The sequence below is a fragment of the Streptomyces amakusaensis genome (assembly GCF_039532665.1).
GTDB lineage: Bacteria > Actinomycetota > Actinomycetes > Streptomycetales > Streptomycetaceae > Streptomyces > Streptomyces amakusaensis.
Genome location: NZ_BAAASB010000028.1, coordinates 1 through 19,150 on the forward strand (window position 1 = coordinate 1; position 19,150 = coordinate 19,150).

Annotated in this window: 17 protein-coding genes and 4 pseudogenes; 9 read left to right on the forward strand and 12 right to left on the reverse strand. The window is 73.1% G+C overall.

Annotated features, from left to right (window positions below):
- Together ABD371_RS32525 and ABD371_RS32530 are read left to right on the forward strand one after the other, a co-directional pair.
- Positions 1-387: DinB/UmuC family translesion DNA polymerase (locus ABD371_RS32525; RefSeq protein ID WP_486387876.1), on the forward strand; the 387-nt coding region annotated here is incomplete at its 5' end.
- Positions 374-514 (forward strand): LexA family protein, encoded by a 141-nt coding sequence (locus ABD371_RS32530; protein WP_344485196.1) that lies wholly within the window; start codon positions 374-376, stop codon positions 512-514. The genes ABD371_RS32525 and ABD371_RS32530, both read left to right, overlap by 14 nt.
- Positions 515-783: 269 nt before the next feature.
- Here ABD371_RS32530 and ABD371_RS32535 read toward each other — a convergent pair.
- The 8 genes and pseudogenes from ABD371_RS32535 to ABD371_RS32565 all read right to left on the reverse strand — a co-directional run.
- Positions 784-1,059, reverse strand: a pseudogene (locus ABD371_RS32535) (SGNH/GDSL hydrolase family protein); the annotation flags it as partial.
- A gap of 149 nt (positions 1,060-1,208) precedes the next feature.
- Positions 1,209-2,468, reverse strand: a complete 1,260-nt coding sequence (locus ABD371_RS32540) for an RNA polymerase sigma factor (protein WP_344485198.1) — start codon at positions 2,466-2,468, stop codon at positions 1,209-1,211.
- Positions 2,469-2,472: 4 nt separating this feature from the next.
- Positions 2,473-2,823: a YciI family protein gene (locus ABD371_RS32545; RefSeq protein WP_344485201.1), complete on the reverse strand. Its 351-nt coding sequence runs from the start codon at positions 2,821-2,823 to the stop codon at positions 2,473-2,475.
- Positions 2,824-2,966: 143 nt separating this feature from the next.
- Positions 2,967-3,413 (reverse strand): SRPBCC family protein, encoded by a 447-nt coding sequence (locus ABD371_RS32550; protein WP_344485204.1) that lies wholly within the window; start codon positions 3,411-3,413, stop codon positions 2,967-2,969.
- A 291-nt stretch (positions 3,414-3,704) separates the two neighbouring features.
- A pseudogene (locus ABD371_RS35905) lies at positions 3,705-3,816 on the reverse strand (GNAT family N-acetyltransferase); the annotation flags it as partial.
- Positions 3,815-4,072, reverse strand: a pseudogene (locus tag ABD371_RS32555) (RNA-binding protein); the annotation flags it as partial. The pseudogenes ABD371_RS32555 and ABD371_RS35905, both read right to left, overlap by 2 nt.
- Before the next feature lie 589 nt (positions 4,073-4,661).
- Positions 4,662-5,177, reverse strand: a complete 516-nt coding sequence (locus ABD371_RS32560) for a DinB family protein (protein ID WP_344485208.1) — start codon at positions 5,175-5,177, stop codon at positions 4,662-4,664.
- 461 nt (positions 5,178-5,638) lie between these two features.
- Positions 5,639-5,974, reverse strand: a pseudogene (locus ABD371_RS32565) (HNH endonuclease); the annotation flags it as partial.
- Between the two features lie 429 nt (positions 5,975-6,403).
- Here ABD371_RS32565 and ABD371_RS32570 point away from each other — a divergent pair.
- The 4 genes from ABD371_RS32570 (at position 6,404) to ABD371_RS32585 (ending at position 11,382) form a co-directional block, all read left to right on the forward strand.
- A complete protein-coding gene (locus tag ABD371_RS32570) occupies positions 6,404-7,711 on the forward strand; it encodes an NAD(P)/FAD-dependent oxidoreductase (RefSeq protein WP_344485211.1) in 1,308 nt (435 codons plus the stop codon).
- Between the two features lie 169 nt (positions 7,712-7,880).
- Positions 7,881-9,101 carry a lycopene cyclase family protein gene (locus ABD371_RS32575; protein WP_344485214.1) on the forward strand — a complete coding sequence of 407 codons (1,221 nt, stop codon included), beginning with the start codon at positions 7,881-7,883 and terminating at the stop codon, positions 9,099-9,101.
- Positions 9,098-9,832 carry a class I SAM-dependent methyltransferase gene (locus ABD371_RS32580; protein ID WP_344485217.1) on the forward strand — a complete coding sequence of 245 codons (735 nt, stop codon included), beginning with the start codon at positions 9,098-9,100 and terminating at the stop codon, positions 9,830-9,832. Before ABD371_RS32575 ends, ABD371_RS32580 begins: the two co-directional genes overlap by 4 nt.
- Complete coding sequence (locus ABD371_RS32585) at positions 9,829-11,382, forward strand: FAD-dependent oxidoreductase (RefSeq protein WP_344485220.1); 1,554 nt, start codon at positions 9,829-9,831, stop codon at positions 11,380-11,382. The genes ABD371_RS32580 and ABD371_RS32585 overlap by 4 nt, the downstream gene beginning before the upstream one ends.
- An 11-nt stretch (positions 11,383-11,393) precedes the next feature.
- Here the strand turns inward: ABD371_RS32585 and ABD371_RS32590 are convergent, their stop codons facing one another.
- The 4 genes from ABD371_RS32590 to ABD371_RS32605 are packed head-to-tail and all read right to left on the reverse strand — an operon-like array spanning position 11,394 to position 16,108.
- Positions 11,394-12,401 carry a DUF5914 domain-containing protein gene (locus tag ABD371_RS32590; protein WP_344485223.1) on the reverse strand — a complete coding sequence of 336 codons (1,008 nt, stop codon included), beginning with the start codon at positions 12,399-12,401 and terminating at the stop codon, positions 11,394-11,396.
- Positions 12,398-13,393 carry a phytoene/squalene synthase family protein gene (locus tag ABD371_RS32595; protein WP_344485226.1) on the reverse strand — a complete coding sequence of 332 codons (996 nt, stop codon included), beginning with the start codon at positions 13,391-13,393 and terminating at the stop codon, positions 12,398-12,400. Before ABD371_RS32595 ends, ABD371_RS32590 begins: the two co-directional genes overlap by 4 nt.
- Positions 13,380-14,972 carry a phytoene desaturase family protein gene (gene crtI / locus ABD371_RS32600; RefSeq protein WP_344485228.1) on the reverse strand — a complete coding sequence of 531 codons (1,593 nt, stop codon included), beginning with the start codon at positions 14,970-14,972 and terminating at the stop codon, positions 13,380-13,382. The genes ABD371_RS32595 and crtI overlap by 14 nt, the downstream gene beginning before the upstream one ends.
- Positions 14,969-16,108, reverse strand: coding sequence for a polyprenyl synthetase family protein (locus ABD371_RS32605; RefSeq protein ID WP_344485230.1), 1,140 nt, complete (start codon positions 16,106-16,108; stop codon positions 14,969-14,971). The genes crtI and ABD371_RS32605 overlap by 4 nt, the downstream gene beginning before the upstream one ends.
- 747 nt (positions 16,109-16,855) lie before the next feature.
- On the opposite strand from ABD371_RS32605, the gene ABD371_RS32610 reads away from it, so the two are divergent.
- The 3 genes from ABD371_RS32610 to ABD371_RS32620 all read left to right on the forward strand — a co-directional run bounded on the left by ABD371_RS32610 (position 16,856) and on the right by ABD371_RS32620 (position 19,111).
- Complete coding sequence (locus ABD371_RS32610) at positions 16,856-17,599, forward strand: transketolase (RefSeq protein WP_344485232.1); 744 nt, start codon at positions 16,856-16,858, stop codon at positions 17,597-17,599.
- A gap of 50 nt (positions 17,600-17,649) precedes the next feature.
- On the forward strand, positions 17,650-18,612 hold the full coding sequence (locus ABD371_RS32615) for a transketolase family protein (RefSeq protein ID WP_344485234.1): 963 nt from the start codon (positions 17,650-17,652) through the stop codon (positions 18,610-18,612).
- 298 nt (positions 18,613-18,910) lie between these two features.
- Positions 18,911-19,111 carry a thiazolylpeptide-type bacteriocin gene (locus ABD371_RS32620; protein WP_344485236.1) on the forward strand — a complete coding sequence of 67 codons (201 nt, stop codon included), beginning with the start codon at positions 18,911-18,913 and terminating at the stop codon, positions 19,109-19,111.
- Positions 19,112-19,150: the final 39 nt, after the last annotated feature.

The following is a 19,150-nucleotide window of genomic DNA, read 5'->3' on the forward strand; positions in this document are numbered from 1 at the left end:
GCCGCCGACGGCCTCACCCTCACCGTCCGCTACGCCGACCGGACCACCACCACCAGGACCCGCACCCTGCCCGAACCCACCCACCACACCCGCCCCCTGGCCGCCACGGCCTACGCCCTCCACGAGACCCTCGGACTCCAGCGCGCCCGCGTCCGGGCCATCACCCTCCGGGCCGAGTCACTCATCCCCGCCGCGGACACGGCCCGGCAACTCACCCTCGACCCCGACGACGACCGGTCCATCACCCTCGAAGCCGTCACCGACCGGGCTCGGGCCCGCTACGGACCCGGCGCCATCAAACCCGCCACTCTCTCCGCCTCCCGCCCGAACGCCTCCCCCCAGGGCCCCGCGACACCTGCCCACCCTTTTGCCGGTGAAGCGGGTTGATGCCCTGATCGTCGTGGGCGAGTCCATGACCGGTGCGCACATCGCCGACGGAGACCACATAGTCGTCCGCGCCCAGCCGTCGGCCGAGAACGGCGACATCGTCGCCGTACTGCGCCGCACCACCTGACAGCCGGCCACCAAACACGGCCGCCGCCGGAGTACAGGGCTGACACCCTCCTCCGCCTTTCAGGGCCGGCTGCCGGGTCAGCGGTCCTCCAGGGCGCGCCAGGCCCGGTATTCCTCGCGCACGTAAGCTCGCAGCCCCCGGCGGTGCCCAACGGCGAAGTCCGTGCCTTCGCCGAGCGGATCATCAACGCCGGTGTCGCGCAGACCGCACACCTCGCAGCGCTCCAGGAACAGGTCAGCCGGGCGGGGAAGGCTCTGCGCCGGGCACAGGCCGGCACCGGCGGGGTGGATCGCGCCGGGCAGCGGGAACTCGTCGTGGTCGCTCTGTCCGTAGAGGTCGCGTCCGTCGAGGTAGTGGAGGCTGGGGTCCTCGGCGGACCACTGCTCGACGATGTCGGCGAGGACATCGCGGACATCGCGGACGACAGCGAGTCTCCGTAGTCCGGCAGCCGTCTCGGCCGGATCGCCGGTGGCCCTGAACGTCAGCGTGCCGCCGGAGAGGTCCGGCGTCAGAGGGCCGGGGGTGTTCTCGTGGGTGGGGCACAAGCACGAGGGAGACGAGGAACAGCCGACGGCTGAACGCCGCTACGAGCGGAAACGGAACACTTCCCCGCCTTCGTCGGCATGGTTGCAGCCCTCAGCTGCCACCGCAGACTCGCCATGCTCCCCGCCGTCCCGGACCGGGAGGCACCGGCTCAGTCGCCGGTCCAGGCATCGAGTCGCCGTCGCAGATGGTTGCGTTCGATGTCGTTGCGGGCGGCTTGGATGGCGTGGCGCATCAATTGCCGTGCCTCCGGGTGGTGGCCGAGTCCGGCGGTCAGCTCGGCGCGCAGGACGAGCAGCCGGTGATCGCCGGGGGCGGCCCGCACACCGTCGAGAGCGGCGATGCCCGCGGCGGGTCCGCGGGCGAGGGCGATCGCGGCGGCGCGATTGGCCAGGACCGCCGAGGACGGTGTCTGTTCGGCGAGCCGGTCGTAGAGGGCGACGATGGCTTCCCGGTCGGGATCGGGCTGGACCTGGAGGGCGGCGATGGCGGCCTCCAGCACCCACCGGCCCGGGCGGTCCCCGCTGCGGCGCAGGGCCCTGGTGGCGAGGTGGAGTCCGTGGCCGATGTCGTCCCAACGCCAGCGGCCGCGGTCCTGATCTGCGAGCGGGACCAGGGCGTCGCCGTCGGTCCGGGCATCGCGTCGCGCGTCGGTGAGGAGCAGCAGTGCGGACAGGCCGAGGACTTCGGGTTCGTCGGGCAGCAGCCTGCGCAGCAGGGCGGCCAGGCGCAATGCCTCGTCACACAGGCCGGGCCGGACCAGTGCCGGGCCTTCGGCGGCCGTGTGTCCCTCGGTGAACACCAGGCCGATGACGGTCAGCACCGCGTCCAGGCGGTCCGGCCACGCGGCGCGGGGTGGGATGTCCAGCGCGATCCCGGCGTCGCGGATCTTGCGTTTGGCCCGGACCAGGCGCTGGGCGACGGTCGGTTCGGTGGTGAGCAGCAGCCGGGCGGTCTCGGCGGCGGTCAGCCCGCACAGCAGGCGCAGCGCGAGCGGCACCTGGGCGGAGGCGGCCAGGGCCGGGTGACAGCAGGTGAAGACCAGCCGGAGCAGGTCCTCGGCGGCGGTGTCGGACCAGCACACGGCGCCGAACGGATCGTCCGGGTCACTGACGCTGTCGGCTCCCGGTTCGTCCCGCAGCTCGTGGGCCAGGGTGGCGAGCTTGTCCACGGCGACCCGGTCGCGGCGCAGCCGGTCGAGGACCTTGCGGCGGGCGGTGGTCTGCAGCCAGGCGCCCGGCCTGGCGGGAACCCCGTCACGGGGCCACGTCTCAAATGCCTTGGCGACCGCCTCGGCGGCGGCGTCCTCGGCCCGGTCGAGGTCACCGGTCCACCGGGCGAGACCGGCCACCAGCGTGGGCCACTCGGCCCGGTAGGCCTGTTCGACGGCAACCTCGACCGGGTCGGACATCGGTTCAGCCGAGCTCGGTCAGGGCACGGACCTCGACCGAGCCGAAGTCGGCGGCCGGGCAGCCGGCCGCGTACTTCAGCGCGGTGTCCAGGTCGGCTGCCTCCACGATCCAGAAGCCGCCGAAGGACTCCGTCAGCTCGGCGTACGGTCCGTCGGTGAGCAGGACCTCCCCGCGCCGGTTCCGCACCGTGGTCGCCGTGTCGGCGGAGTGCAGCTGCTCCGCACCGCGCAACACTCCGGACTCGGCCAGCGCCCGGGTGAAGGACACGAAACGTTCCATCGTGGCCTGGAGCGCCTCCGGCGCCATCTCGGTCAGAGCGGAATCGTCGACGTGGGACATCAGGATGTAGCGCATGGCATTCCTTTCCTCGCGGCGGCCGTACCGCCTCTCACCCGTTCGACGCGCATGCGGGCAAGGTTTCGACAGACTAGGACATGCGTTTCCCGAACCGCCCGGCTGCGCTGCGTCCACCGGGCCGTCGGGGCGGGCCCGGTCGCTCAGGCGAACCGCGCCTGCAGCGCGGTGAGGGTCTTGTCCACCGCCGTGCCGGCCCGCTTCGGAACACCGATCAGCCGCACCAGCCGCCGGGCCCGCTTGGCGGTGTAGTCGAAGGTCTCCGTGACCTCGGTACCGCCGGGCACCGCCCGCAGCCGCCACCGCCACACGTGCCGCCCGCGGTGCCGCCACGCGATCAGGACATCGTCCTCGAACTCCACAACGGTGTTGGTCGTCGTATAGCCCTTCATCCGCATCCGGAACACCGAGCCGTTCTCCAGCCGCTCCGGCCCCTCCACGACCCCCCGCACCTCACCAGTACCGTCCAATCCCGCGTGCTCGCCCGGTGCCGCGAGCAACGCGAAGATCACCGACGGCGGGGCGGCGACGACCACTCGGCGGCTCACCAGCGCCGCGGTGGGCAACCCTGCGTGGGTGGTACTGCTCATGAAAGGCCTCCTCTGACGTCCTGCGCGGGAGCCTGTCGCCACCCCGCTCACTCCGTCGACGCCCGGGCAGCCTCCGTTTCGACACCACGCCGTCCGTCGACCGGCCGTCTTTCAGAGGTGACCCCACTCGCACTCGTCGCGCGAACCTGGTCTCCGGCCGACGCCGCGAAGGCCGATGGTGAACTCCCCTGTGCCGCGCGGAGAGCGCGTCGGGCATCCTCGCTCGCCCCGCGCACCGTCACCGTGCCGCGCCGCCCAGGACGACGGTCCCGTGAGCGCCGGTCGGCGACCGGCTCGGACCATGACGGTGAGGACAGGCGAGCCCGGCACTGGTTGGCTCTGCCCGATGGCCTCGTACCCCCACGCTTCGGAGAGCGCGGACCTTCCCCTCGCCGACGGCCGGGCGGGAAGAGTCCGCCGAGGCCGTGTCCCCCGTCCGGCGGCTCCGCGCCGAAGTGGACGGGACCGGTGACCGCGGGATCGCGGATCTCCAGCCGGTCGATGCCCGAGGCCTCCGCGAAGGCGGCGATCGCCGCGAGGTACGCGGCCTCGACCGGCCCATGGTCACTGACGGCCTCCTCGGCACCGGTGTAGTGGCCGTGTTCGTCACGGTCGGCGGGGTCGTACCTGGTGATCCGGTGGACGAAGAACGGCGGCATGTGCCGAATTCCCAACACCTACGCCGCGTAGGGGCAGGTGCGGCGACCGAGGCTCTCCTGCGGAGGCTGCTGAGGGCAAGTCCGTGCAGGAGGCGGCCTTGTAACAGCCCACGCCAGGACCGACTCCGTTGGAAATTCAGCCATTGCTACTGGAAGGCCCAACGGCTGCCTCGATGGTCCCCGAGGACCCTAGAACTGACTCATCCGATGACGAGCGCGCGGAACGACCCCCGCGCGGGCGGGACTGCCAGGGAGGCCGCCACGCCCTCGCCCGGAAGATCTTCCACAGTCGGGCCGGGCGGCTGCCGAGCAGAAGCTCACCGCGATGCGCGACGTGTCCGCCCGGCGCACCACCGTGCACCTCGGGATGCCCGACTTCCGAACCAGCGCAGGCCGTCTCACCTCCGACCCGGCCAGCGGCTACTGAGGTTTAATGCGTGATGTCGCCGGTCGAAGTCTTGGACTGCGAAGGGACGAGGGATCGCCGCGCGCGGCATCATGCGAGGATCACCCGTAACGGGCTCTCCCGGATGGGTCGTGCGGCGTGTTGGCCTGGCTCCTGAGGGAAACCCCGCTTCGCGGAGCTGCGCTAGTAGTAGCCCTTCGTGCCGTCGAGTAGCTCCCGGACGATGTCCGCGTGCCCTGCGTGTCGCCCCGTCTCCTCGACGAGGTGAATCAGCATCCAGCGGAGATTGGCGCTGCCGTCGCGGAAGTCGGGGTGGCGGCCGGTGTCGTCCAGGTCGGCGGCGGCAATGATCGCGTTGCTGCGGGTGCACTGGGCCTCGTACTCCGCAAGGAGTTCTGCGAGGTGGCGGCCGTCGGTGTGCCAGTCGGCGTTCTTGCTTGACTCGTCGAATGCGGGGTTCTGCTTCTTGTCGCCGCCGAGGAACAGCACTTCCAGCCACATGTGCTCGGTCCAGCGCATGTGGGAGATGAGACCGGCCATCGTCATGTCCGGTGAGGTCGGGATGACCGGGCGGCGCGCGTCCTCGTCGCTCAGCCCTTCGCATTTCCAGCGCAGAATCTGCCGCTGCAGGTCCAGCCAGCCGACGAGCGCGGTGCGTTCATCCGCTTGGCGCGGGGGGCGTTCCAGTTCCGATGACATGGCGGCGCACGCTACCAGGGCGGTCGGGAGGCGGCACCTGGGTGACGGGCTTGTCCACGAACTCTCCGCTGTGCTGGGCTAGTTCGGAGCCCCTCCATCGCGGCCCAGAGCGCGACCCGGGCCAGGTCGACCCCGGACACCTCGACGGTCGTGCGATCGCCATCCCAGCGGCACCGTCGCCCAGGGGGCGTGCGGCGAGTTCGGGCAGCCGGTCCGCCCACGGCGCGGTCGACCCGGTCGGGGCGGCGGTCTGCTCACGCAGCTCCTCCAGCCGTGCCGCGAGCAGGTACTGCGCGGCGTGGGCGAGCGCGGACGCCGCCGCGGCCGGGTCCGCGTCCAGCTCGACCGGGTCCAGGAATTCCCGCCGGGTGCGCGATGTCGGCCTCCAGCGACACCCGGCCCCGCTGTGACGGCGGCCAGGTCGGCTGTCCAGGTTACGTCGACCAGCCCGGCCTCCATGGTCAGGGCCTCGGCCTGAGGGTAGCCGCAGTCCACGTACAGCCCGGCCGGCCGGGCTGTCGAACGACCCCCGCGCGGGCGGGGTGGACCTGGTCGGTCTCGTCGACGGCGGGGCCCCAGCGGAGCTTGGTGGCGGTCCACTCGGCGGCAGAGCGCGCCGGGCGGGCGGCAGTCAGGTTCCCCGGGTCCTGGTCGGCGGCTTTGGACCGTTGGTGCGTGCGGTCACGGCGACCAGTGACGCCTTCGCGCCGTGCCGGCGTTCAGCCGGACGCCCCGGAGTCCCAGGCTTCGGCGAGCGGGACCATGTGGTCGATGTCCAGCGCGGCGGTGTACCGAGCTGATGGGCCGGTGCGCGATGGACTCGCAGGAGCCGGGTGGTGGGACGATCGGGACGTCACCGGCTATGGCGGCCTGGACCTTGAACAGGTGGCGGATCCGGGCAGTTGGGCTCCGGCCCGGGCAGCCGGCCTCGATGGCCCCTTCATCAGGGCGACCATGTCCACACGGGTAGGGAACTCCGTTCCTCGTCGCCAGGGTCTCCACGCAGCCGGTTCCCGGCCTGTGTCATCCATCACCGCCGCCTGTGCCGAGTCCCGGCGACCGGTTTGGGTGCCTTCATTCCACACAGCCGGCGCTCGTGCCACGGACGGGACACCGCCAACGGAGGCTCCCTGACGAAAGGGGGGTATGCGACGGGGCGGGCGCGGGAACGTGTGCGAGCGTATCCGCCTCCGCCTCGAGGAGGTCCGGCTCAATGAGGAGCTGATGTGAACGGTCACCGCGGCGCTGGGCCTGATGTCATCGTCGTTGGAGCGGGTCTCGCGGGGCTCGCCTGTGCTCTGGATCTGTGCCGCGCCGGGCGCCGGGTGGCGCTGCTGGAGGCGTCCGACGGTGTGGGTGGCCGGATGCGGACGGACCGGCGGGACGGCTTTCTGCTGGACCGGGGCTTCCAGGTGTTCAACACTTCCTACCCGCAGGTGAAGCGCCGTCTGGACCTGCGGGGGCTGCGGCTGCGGCCCTTCGCTCCCGGCATCGTCGCGCACACGCCGGGGGGCCCGGTCCGCCTCGGCGACCCGACCCGGCTCCCCGCGGCGGCGGGATCGCTGCTGCCGGGGCGCGTCATGCCGGCCCGGGACCTGGCAGCCGTCGCCGCGCTCACCGCGAGGGACACGCTGCTGCCCGTCCGCCTCGTCAAGAGCCGTCCCGACCGGTCCACGGCGTCCGCTCTCGCGCGCGCCGGAGTGACGAACCGTACGGTCGCCGAGATCCTGCGGCCCTTTCTGTCCGGGGTGTTTCTGGAGGACCGGCTGGAGACATCGGCCCGTTTCTTCCACCTGGTCTGGCGGAGCATGGTCAGGGGAACGCTCTGTCTGCCCGCCGACGGCATCGGAGCGGTGCCCGCGCAGTTGGCGGGCGACCTGCCCGAAGGAGTGCTCCGGCTGGATACGCCCGTGGAGGCGATCACTCCCACCGGGGTGCTCCTGCGGGGCGGCGGTGAGCTGGAGGCGGCCGCGGTCGTGGTGGCGACGGACGCCTCCTCCGCGGCACGTCTGCTGCCGGGGCTGGTGATCCCGCCCGGCCGTACGGTCACCACCTACTACCACGCCGTGACGCGCCCGCCGCTGACCGAGCCTCTTCTGGTGGTGGACGGTTCCGGTGTTGTGCTGAACACCTGTGTGCCCACTGCGGTCACTCCCACGTACGGCCCCCCGGGCAGGGCGCTGGTCTCCACCTCCGTGCTGGGAGCCGACCGGCCCGGGGCGGGCCAGGCCGTCCTGGGGCGCCTGGCCGAGCTGTACGGCACCGACACGAGCGGCTGGCGGCAGGTCGCCGCGTACACCGTCGAAGGGGCGCTGCCCGCGATGGAGCCGCCGTGGCCGCTCAGCCGGACCACCCGGCTGGCCCCGGGCCGGTATGTGTGCGGGGATCACCGCGCGACCGGCAGTGTGCAGGGCGCACTGGCCTCCGGTACCCGCGCGGCCCGGGAACTGCTCGGTGAGCGGACGCGGCTCGCGACGGGACAACAGGACGGAAGGCCGCGTCCGCGGACGGCCGGCGGACGGACAGGAGGATGAGGGCCCGAAGCCGCGGCCGGGCCCGGCGAGGGGGAGCGACCGTGCGGCACACCGGCGCGCGGGTTCCGGCGGTGGCCGCCGCCCCGGGTTCCGGCGGTCGCCGGCCCGCCGAAACGTCCCATCGGCGTGAGCGCCAAGCCCGTGCACGCGCCGCCGAACGGCGCGCGGCGTGAGCGGGCCGCCCGGCCTGCCCGGGGACGCGTGTGATGTGGCCGTCATCGGGGGCGGCGCGGCCGGACTCAGCCTCGCCCACCGGCTCGGCGCCTCCGCGCACTTGACCGTCACCCTGGTGGACGCTCCCGAGGGGCCCCTGCGGCCGGCCGAACGGACCTGGTGCTACTGGGACCGGGGCACAGGCGACTTCGACGAAGCGGTGAGCGCCACCTGGTCGCGGCTGCGCGTACACGGTACCGACGGCCGGGCGGTGACGGTGGAGCCGGCTCCACTGGCCTACCGGATGGTCAGGTCCAGGGACTTTGAACGGCTGGTCCACTCCCGGCTGGCCCGCTCGCCCCGCGTCCGCGTCGTGCGCGCGACGGCGGACGACGTACGGAGCACTGCCGGCGGCGCGGAGGTCCGCTGCACGACGCCGGAGGGCCGGACGCTGCTGGTCCGGGCCCGGAGCGTCTTCGACTCCCGCCCCCGGCGAGTGCTGCCACCGGCCAGGACCCTGCTGACCCAGCACTTCTGCGGCTGGTTCGTGAGCACCGATACGGAACGATTCGACCCCTCGGTCGCGGACCTGATGGACTTCCGGGTGCCCCAGCCGCGCCACGGGCTCGCGTTCGGCTACGTCCTGCCCCTGGCGCCCGACCGGGCGCTCGTGGAGTACACGGAGTTCTCCCGGACACCGCTGACGACCGAGGCGTACGAAACGGCTCTGACGCACTACAGCCGCGACGTTCTGGGACTCGGCCCCCTGACGGTGGAGTCGGCCGAGCAGGGCTGCATCCCCATGGCCGACGCCCGCTTCAGCCGGCGCGCGGGACCTTCCGTCTTCCGCATCGGAACGGCCGGCGGGGCGACCCGCCCGGCGACGGGATACACCTTCGCCGCCGTACAGCGGCAGAGCAGGGCCATCGCCGAGGCCCTGGACGCGGGGCGCGCGACCGCCCCCGCACCCCATGGGCGGCGGGCCCTGGCCATGGACGCCGTCCTGTTGCGGGCCCTGGACACCGGGAGGGTCGACGGCCCCGCGTTCTTCACCGATCTGTTCCGCCGCGTCCCGCCGGAGCGCCTGCTCCGCTTCCTCGACGGCGGGACCTCCGTCCGGGAGGAGTGGGGCATCGGCCTGCGGACCCCACTCCTGCCCATGCTCCGCACCGCTGTCGAAATCCCCTTCCTGCCCCGCCGCCCGACCGACCCCCGCCCCGAAGGACGTCGCCGATGACCCTGATGCGCGACCACGACCTGGTGCTGGCCTTCGACCACGCCGCGCCCGCTTACGACCGCCTCACGGCCCTCAACCCCGGCTACCGCGCCGGCCTTTTGCGTTCGGCACGCCGGCTGCGGCTGCCCCGGGAGGGGGACGGGGCGCGTGTGCTGGACCTCGGCTGCGGCACCGGTGCCTCCACAGCGGCCCTGCTGCGGGCGTGGCCGCGCGCCCGGATCACGGCCGTCGATGCCTCGCCGGGGATGCTGCGCCGGGCGCTGGCCAAGCCGTGGCCCGCCGGTGTGCGCTTTCGGCACCTGACGGCGGAGGAGGCTGCGACGCGGGGGGAGGAGCGGTACGACGCGGTCTTCGCCGCCTATCTGTTCCGCAACCTCACCGACCCGGACGGAGTCCTGCGGGCCGTCCGTTCGCTGCTGCGGCCCGGCGGCCGGCTCGCCGTCCACGAGTACAGCCTCAGCGGTGCGCTCCGCCACCGCGCCCTGTGGGAGGCCGTCTGCCGCACGGTGATCATCCCGGCGGGCAGTCTGACCGGTGACCGCGCCCTCTACCGGCATCTGTGGCGGAGCGTCCTCGACTTCGACACCGCGCCGGCCTTCACAGCGCGTCTCGCGGGCGCGGGATTCACCGGCGTACGGGCGGTCCCCCTCACCGGCTGGCAGACGGGGATCGCCCACACCTTCCTGGCCTGCGCCGGGGCCGCGGCGCCGCGCCCGGAGGACGCCCGGTGAGCGGCTCCCGACCGACGGCCCGCCGGGGACGCGACCGCCGGGCGGAAGTCCTCCCGGCCCCTCGGGGACGGGAGCGCTTCGCGCCCCGCGACGCACCGGCCGTCGCCGTGGCGGGCGGCGGCATCGCCGGCCTGGCAGCGGCGACCCTGCTGGCCGAACGGGGGGCCAGGGTGACCCTGTACGAGCGGGAGGAGTCGCTCGGCGGACGCCTCGCGGGCCGGCCCACCCGCCTCAGCGACGGATCCCGGGTCACCATGAGCCGGGGATTCCACGCCTTCTTCCGCCAGTACTACAACCTGCGCGGCCTGCTGCGGCGGACCGACCCCGGGCTGGACCGGCTGCGCCCGCTGCCGGACTACCCGCTGTGGCACAGCGGCGGACTGCGGGACAGCTTCGCGCGGGTTCCACGGACACCGCCGTTCAGCGCGCTCGGCTTCGCCGCCCTCAGCCCGACCTTCGGCTGGCGCGACCTCGCCGCCCTGGACGTCCGAGCGGCGCTGCCCCTTCTCGACGTCCGCGTGCCCGAGGTCTACGAACGCTTCGACCACATGAGCGCGACGGCGTTCCTGGAGGCAGTCCGCTTCCCCGCGGCGGCGCACCACCTGGCCTTCGAGGTGTTCTCGCGCAGCTTCTTCGCCGACCCGGGGGAGCTGTCGGCCGCCGAGCTGCTCCTGATGTTCCACATCTACTTCCTCGGCTCCGCCGAGGGCCTGCTCTTCGACGTACCGACCGAGCCCTTCCCACAGGCACTGTGGGAGCCCCTCGGCGACTACCTCCAGCGGCTGGGAACGGACATCCGCACCGGGACACCGGTGCGCGGTGTCCACCCCGAAGGCGCCACGGGGGTGGCGGTGCGGACCGACAGCGCCGCGGACCGGTACGACGCCCTGGTCCTCGCCCTCGACCCCGGAGCGCTGCGTGACCTCGTGGCCGCGTCACCCGGCCTCGGGAGCCCGAAGTGGCGCGAGGACATCGCGGCTGTGACGACCGCCCCGCCCTTCCTCGTCTCCCGGCTCTGGCTCGACCGCCCGGTCCGCGCCGACCGGCCCGGCTTCCTCGGCACCAGCGGCTACGGCGGCCTCGACAACGTCAGCGTCCTCGACCGCTACGAGGGGGAGGCCGCGCGCTGGGCCACGCGCAGCGGCGGCTCAGTGGTCGAACTGCACGCCTACGCCCTCGCAGAGGACGCCCGGCCCGAGAGCGTGCACGGCCGTCTCGTGGAGAGTCTGGGCCGGGTGTACCCGGAGACGCGTGCGGCACGGATCGTGGACGCGCGGCACGAGTGGCGCTCCGACTGCCCCTTCTTCCCGGTGGGTTCCCACGCCCGGCGGCCCCCGGTGCGGACCTCGCACCCGAGGGTCGTGCTGGCCGGTGACGCGATCCGCTGCGACCTGCCCGTCGCCCTGATGGAACGCGCGGCCACCACGGGGTTCCTGGCGGCCGGGGAGCTGCTGAGGAACTGGGGTGTCCGGGGCCAGACGCTGTGGACGGTGCCCCGGTCCGGCCGCTCACGCGCCCTGCGGGCCCTCTCGGCGGCCGGGGCGCGGTGAACGGACGGGGCTCAGCCCGGAAACCGGCCCGTGCTGCGCAGCTCCCAGCGCCGCTGCGCATACGCCAGGTCGTCGCGCCACAGCCTGGCCGAGGTCCGGCGCATCACAGGACGGAGGAGCGGTGCCACGGCGCGGGCCAGGGCGAAGCCCCGCCGGCCGGAGGCGGCGACGACCGCCTCGACCACGGCGGTCCTCGGCCGCGCGTCCGACGCCGGGGTCAGCGGCGTGGCGTGCGTCTCCACCACGGACGTCGCCCCCTCGCCCTGGGTGATGCGCATGACCACGGTACGGGGCCCGGGAGCGGTGAACTCCGCCCGCACGGGGACCACCAGCCGGCCGGTCACCCGGAAGGACACGTCGACGACGAAGACATCGTCCTCCTCGCCCAGGGGTGGGCGAGTCACCGTGAGATCCACGAAGGAGTACGGGTGGAGCCACGAGCCGTGCCAGGGATCGAGCCGGTTGGCGACCACGTCCTGCGGCTCGCACCGTCCGACCGCCGTGTACACGGCGTGCACCGCGTCGGCCGGTGCGGGACGCGCCGGCACCAGGGGCCGTTCCGAAGGCTCCTCGCCGCCGATGGCGTCCAGCCGGACCCACACCAGGACTCCGTCGTCGTGGACCGGGTACGGCTCCCATCCCCCGACCGCCCCGCCGTCCAGGGACAGACCATGCCAGTGGCACACCAGCGTGCCGCACACCACCCGGCTTTCCCTCAGCGGTGCTCCGAGGTGAGGGCAGGCACCGGGGCCGGCGCGCATGTCGCCGTTCTCCGACCGCCACAGCACGATCTCGACGCCGCCCACCGTCCTGCCGCGGGGGCGGCCACCGGGGCGCACGTCGCGGGAGGCGCCGACGACGAACCAGTTGCCGGAGCGTCGTGCCGAAGCCCGCTTGAGTGCTTCGCCGATCACGGTCGGGCGCGCCTCGCGCCAAGTCGGTGGCTGGTTCGCCCAGGTGGACCGGCGGCGGCGCCGCAGAGGTGGTGACCAGGGCCTTCGGCGCGCGCGGTCGCTCATGGCACGGGCCCCTTCCGCTGGGACACGGCGTCGCCCGTGCCAGGTGTCCCGGCACTGGCACCGGCCCTCAGGCGGGCGAGGGCGATCTGAAGGACTCCGGCGGCGGCCCTGGTCGCGCGCCGGCGGCGGGGGACCACGGCGCGGCGATGTACCACGGCGTACCCCTGTTGCGCGATGGCGTCGAGGATGCCCGCGTAGAGGGCGAAGGCGGTGCGGATGCACGGACGCGTCCGCGGGTCGAGCATGGCGATACCCGGTTGTGCCGTGCGGTACACCCCTCTCGTCAGGGCTTCCGCGGCGATCAGGGCCGAGCGGATGCGCGGGTCGGGGCGGCCGGTGCGGCGGCTCCACTCCAGAAGCGGCCGGTCCACACCGTGGGCGGAGAGCAGATCCGCCGGCAGGTAGACGCGCCCGCGGTCGAGGTCTTCACCCACGTCCCGCAGGAAGTTGGTGAGCTGGAAGGCGATGCCGAGGGCGGCCGCGTGCGGCGCCGCCTCGTCGCGGTTCACGGCCGTGCCCAGCACGGGCAGCATCTGGAGGCCGATCACCGCGGCCGAACCGTGCATGTAGGTGCGCAGGTCTGCGTAGGTCGGGTAGTCCGTGACGTGCAGGTCGCTGCGCATGGAGGCCAGGAAGTCCGCGAACAGCGTGTGCTCGATGCCGTACCGGTCGGCGGTGTGGGCGACGGCCCTGACCACGGGGTCGTCGCCCCCGCCGGTCCGCAGCCCGTGCGCGAGGTCGGCCTCCAGGCGGCGCAGCAGCCGGTCGCGTTCACCGGGCGCGCGGCGCCCCTCGTGATCGTCCACGATGTCGTCCGCCCGGCGGGCGAAGCCGTACAGCGCGTGCACGGCGGGCCGGCGCTCCACCGGGAGCAGCCGGGTGGCCAGGAAGTAGCTCTTGCCGTGGCGGGCGTTGAGCCGTCGGCAGCGGTCGTAGGCGGCACGCAGGGCGGGGTCGGTGACACCGGCGGCGTCCAGTTCACGACGGGTCACGGGCGGCCTCCGCGGCGGATTCGCGATCGGCCCGTGCGATCGGTGCGGCGGTCCTGGCGGCCTGTGGTGCCGGACGGGCGTACGGGCGGGGGGCCCGGGGCGGTCCGGTCACGCGCGCGGCGGCGAGTTTGCCGCTGATGAGCACCGTCGGGATGCCGACACCGGGGGTGGTGCCGCAGCCCGCCAGCACCACGTTGTCCACGCCGCGCACCAGATTGCGGGGGCGGAAGGGGCCGGTCTGGGCGAAGGTGTGGGAGACCGAGAAGGGGCTGCCTCCCGCATGTCCCTGAGCGGTCCAGTCCAGGGGCGTGACCAGGAGTTCCTGGCGGACGCTGGCGGCGAACCCCTCCAGACCGCGGCGCTCCAGTTCGGCGACCAGGCTGTCGCGGTAGCGGGGCCCCAGATCGCGCCACTGCGGGCCGGAGGGTCCCACGTCGGTGTTCGGGCAGGGCGCCAGGACGTAGTGCAGGTGCCTGCCGGGCGGTGCCAGGCCGGGGTCGTGCGTGGTGGGGCGTGTGATCAGCAGCGACGGGTCGCTCATCAGCCGCCCCGAGCCGGTCAGCTCCTCGAAGGTGTCCTCCCAGGCGGCGCCGAAGGACAGGGTGTGGTGGGCGAGACCGGGCCATGTACGGTCGGTCCCGGCGTGCAGGACGACGGCGGACGGGGAATGGCGCAGTCGGACCGGCCGTCTGGGGGCGCGGCCCAGGAGTCCGTACGCCGCGGGCAGGCCGCACGTCAGCACCACGGCGTCACAGGGAATGCGTTCGCCGGAGGCCAGGCGTACCGCGCGGATCCGGTCCCCCGACCGTTCCAGGGCGGTGACCTCGGCCGACCAGCGCAGGTCCGCGCCGGCCCGGGCCGCGGCGGCGGCCATCCCGCGCGGCAGGGCGTGCATGCCTCCTCTGGGGAACCAGACACCGGCCACGGCGTCCATGTAGGCGATCACCGCGTAGGCCGCCAGGGCCCTGGCGGGGGCGACTCCGGCGTACAGGGCCTGGAAGGAGAAGACACGGCGCAGCCGGGGGTCCGAGAGGAAGCGGCCGATGCGCCCCTCCAGCCGGCCGAAGCCGCCCAGCGCCGCCAGCCGCGCCAGGTCCGGGTGAAGCAGTTGGAGGGGGGAGTCGAAGTTCGTGTCGATGAACCGCCGCATCTGGGCGCGGTACAGCCGTTCCAGCCATGTGCGCAGGGCGCGGTATCCGGCTGCCTCGGCGGGCCCCGCGAACCTTCTGACCTCGTCCTCCATCGCCGCGCCGTCGGTGTGGACGTCGAGTGCGGTTCCGTCCGCGAAGCAGGCGCGGTAGGCGGGGTGCAGGGGTGTGAGCGCGACATGGCTTGTGAGGCTGTCCCCCACGGCGGCGAACGCCTCGTCGGCCAGATGCGGCATGGTCAGGACCGTCGGCCCCGTGTCGATCTCGTAGCCGCCCAGCCGTACGCGCCCCGCCAGACCGCCGGGGCCGCCGTCCCGTTCGACGACGGTCACCCTGCGGCCCGCGCCCAGCAGGTGCAGCGCACAGGCGAGTCCGGACAGCCCGGCTCCCACCACGACCACATGGTCGGTCGGTCCCGGCACCGTCCTCACGCGGCCTCCCCGGCACGGCGCGGCGCGAGCCCGGTCGCCCGCTCGACCAGGGCCTCGAACTCCCGCCGGACGGTGGGCTCCGCGCCGGTCCGGGCGAAGTGCCTCAGGCTCGACCCGGCCAGTTGCCTGATCTTCGCCTCGACGGTGGCACGTGCCCCGATGCGCTCCAGGGCCGCGCGCATCAGTCGTACGGTGCCGGGTCCGGGGGGTTCACCCGGGACGAGGATGTGCGCGGACTCCCGGTCGCCGAGAGCCTCGGCCAGCCGGGCTCCGGCGGCGAGCAGATAGGTGGGTTTACGGGTCCGCAGGTCGTCGCCGGCCGGTTTCCCCGTCAGGTCGGGGTCGCCGAAGGCTCCGATGATGTCGTCGCGGAGCTGGAAGGCGAGGCCGGCACAGCGCCCGGCGGAGCGCAGCGCCTCCAGGACGGAGGCATCGGCGCCGGCCAGGATGCCGCCCAGCGCGAGGGGACGCCCGACGGTGTAGAGGGCGCTCTTGAGGGTGGCGATGGTGACCGCGTCCTCGACCGCCAGGGCCCCGGTGGCCTGAGCGTGGAGGTCACGGTACTGCCCGGCGACCATCTCGCCGCGCATCTCCTGCCACTCGCGGTGCAGTCGCGGCCCGTGCGGCGAGCCGAGCGCCGTCTCGGTCAGCAGATCGTCCGCCCAGGCCAGGGCGAGGTCCCCGGCGAGTACGGCCGCGGAGGCCGCGAAGACGCCGGGCGGGCCGGTCATGTGCCCGGACTCGTGCATCCGGGCGAGTTCCACGTGGACGGCCGGCGCGCCGCGGCGCAGGGCCGAGTCGTCCATCACGTCGTCGTGGATGAGAGCGCATGCCTGGACGAGTTCCAGGGCGGCACCCGTACGCAGCAGAGCCGTGAGGTCTCCCGCTCCGCCGGCTGCCCGCCATCCGCACCACGCGAACGACGTGCGCAGCCGCTTGCCGCCGCAGAGGACCAGGGCGGTCACGCGTTCGGCGATGTCACGGGCGAACACCGGGTCCGTGGCGCGGGCCCGTTCCAGCGCCTCGTCAAGGACGCGCCCGAGTTCCGCTTCCGCGGCCCGTGCCGCGTCGCGGGCCGTGAGCGGGCCGTCAGCGGGCCTGACCGGTTCGGCCCCGGTGGGCCGCGGTCCCAGCATGCGCACCCCTTCTCGCTGTTGGACACCTCTGCACCATGTGGTTCGCCCGGGTACCCCGATCCGGGTGGGGTGATGTCTCCCCGGCAGAAAGAGCGGTCGGGACGAGGCAACTCCATCGGCCCAGCGATGCCACCTGCCTGGCGGCGCTCCGTTGCCACAGGGCGGTGATCCGGCCGAGGTCCGCACCATGGCGCGGAGCGGTCGGGCGGTCGACCGGGACCCCATTGGCGAGGGCGGTCCGGGGCACGTCGCGGTCCCGGTCGGGGTCGTAGTCACCCATGACGACGTCGAGCGAGACACCGTTGTCGAGCCCCGGTCTCGTCATCAGCCATGGCCTGGACGATGTCGGGGTGGGCCTTCGCCATCACTCGACCGACACTTCCTGACCTGGGGTGTTGTCACGTGATCACGCTGTTTTCGGCTACCTGCTCAGGACGGTTCCCGGGTGCTGCCGCGGTGTTGTCGATGCTGGACAGCACACCGTGTACGCCGGGCGGCCGGCGTACGGGTCGGGTGCGGTGTCCGGCTCGTCCGGCTCCATCGGTGTCAGCTGCGCCGCTTCCCTGGCCATGGCCAGGGCCCGGCGGGCCTCGAAGCCGCCCGGCCCTTTCGAGGGCGGCATCTCCCCTCCCACGACCCCGCCGCGGGTGCGGGCGGATCGGGGCCGAAGGGCGTTTTCCGGGCAGGTTCCGGGCATCCTCGGAATGGCCTTGACCTCAAGTGCACTTGAGGTTAGATCGTGGGGTCATGACGCAGACGACAGCGAACAAGCGCCACGGCGGAGCCGCCGACCGCGGCTTCGGCGACCTCGGCCGGCTGATGTCCCTGATGACCGGGGCCGAGAAGCACGGGCCCGCCGCGACCTCCACCCTGGACGCGCTGTGGGTGCTCTACGACCGGGTGCTGAGGGTGACGCCCGGGACGGCGGACGATCCGGACCGCGATCGGTTCCTGCTCTCCAAGGGGCACGGGCCGATGGCGTACTACGCGGTGCTGGCCGCGAAGGGGTTCTTCCCCGAGGAGCTGCTGACCGGCTTCGGCGGCTACGACTCCCCGCTCGGCCACCATCCGGACCGGGTGCTGGTGCCGGGGGCCGAGATCGGCAGTGGGTCGCTGGGGCACGGGCTGCCGCTCGCCGTGGGCACGGCGCTGGGGCTGCGACTCCAGGGGCGCGGCGATTCCCGGGTGTGGGTGCTGGTCGGGGACGCGGAGCTGGACGAGGGCAGCAATCACGAGGCGATCGCCCACGCGGGCCCGGCCGGGCTGGAGGCGCTGCACGCACTGGTCATCGACAACGACTCGGCCACCCACGGCTGGCCCGGCGGAATCGCCTCCCGGTTCGAGGCGGCGGGCTGGTCCGCGGTGACCGTGGACGGGCGGGACCACGAGGCGCTGCACGCGGCGTACACCATGGCGCACCCCGGACGTCCGCACGCCGTGGTGGCCCGGGTCGAGCCCAAGCCCGACGAGGGTGAGCCGAAAGCCTCCTGAGCACCTCGCCCACCGACTGACCGACCGACCGATCAAGGGGGACACCCACGATGGACACCATGCGCGACCGCTTCATCTCCACCACCTCCCAGCTGCTCGACGAGGACGCCCGGCTGGCCGTCGTGCTCGCGGACATCAGCGCCGACGGGTTCAGGCCCGCCCAACAGGCCCACCCGGACCGGGTGATCAATGTGGGCATCCGGGAGCAGCTGCTGATCGGCGTGGGCGGCGGCCTGGCGCTCACCGGGGTGCGGCCCGTCGTCCACACCTTCGCCAGCTTCCTGGTCGAGCGGCCCTTCGAGCAGGTCAAACTCGATTTCGGCCATCAGGGCACCGGGGCGGTCCTGGTCAGCGCGGGCGGGTCGTACGACTGGCCGGCCGGCGGCTTCACCCATATGGCACCGGGGGATGTCGCCCTGCTGGACACCCTGGACGGCTGGACCATCCATGTCCCGGGCCATCCGGACGAGGCCGAGGCCCTGCTGCGCGAGGCGGTCAGGGGCGAGGACCGGGTGTACCTCCGGCTGTCGCTCCAGCAGAACGACCGCGCCCTCCCGGTGACGGGCGAGGGGTTCCTCACTCTGCGCGAGGGCCGCTCGGGGGTCGTGATCGCGGTGGGCCCGATGCTGGGAGCCGTGGAGGAGGCGGTGGAGGGGCTGGACGTCACCCTGCTGTACGCGACGACCGTACGGCCCTTCGACAGCGCCGCCCTGCGCCGGGCGACCGAGCACGCCTCGACGGACGTGGTGATCGTGGAGCCGTATCTGGCGGGCACGTCCACCACCGCCGCGAACGACGCGCTGCGCGATGTCCCCCACCGGATCCTCGGACTGGGGGTGGGGCGCGCGGAGCTGCGCCGCTACGGGCAGATGGCGGAGCATCTGACGGCCCATCGGCTGGACCCGGCCTCCCTGCGCCAGGACATCACCGGCTTCCTGGGCGGCCGTTGGACCGGCAGCGACGAGAGCCCGAGTTCCGGACACCGGGGGCGTTTTCGCGCCGTCAAACCGTAAGAAACATCTCGTGCGCGGTTCCGTGCGGCGCAAAACATTCGACAGCGGGGCGGCGCGGATGACGAGTTTGCTTCCGGAACCGGGGAGGGAGCGGGGCCCTGTCGGAAATGCGCCCGCCGGCCGTCTTCACCTCGTTACGAGCAAAGGGGCGGTGCTCGTGATCGGCCATGTCCGGAAGACGTCAGCACTAAGTCAAGTCCCGCTCGGGCCGGCGGAGTCGGGCCTGATCGCTGATCTACGCTGCGAAAGCGGCGCACAGAGCCCGCGCTGTTCACTCTCACTCATCCGGGAGAAACACATGGCGCTTCGAGACACGGCTGTCTCCTTCGACCTCAATGGATTGGATCTCGGCGACATCACCGTCACCGCGATGCGCGACACAGCGGGAACAGGTGAATCCACTTATTCCCTGTCATCGTCCTCCTCCACATCCTGTATGGGATGCAGCGGCTGCGGCGGCTGCAGCGTGCAGAACCCGATGACGGCCGAGACCTACTGACACAGGCACGGTGAGGGCTTCCGCGGCACCGGGTACCCC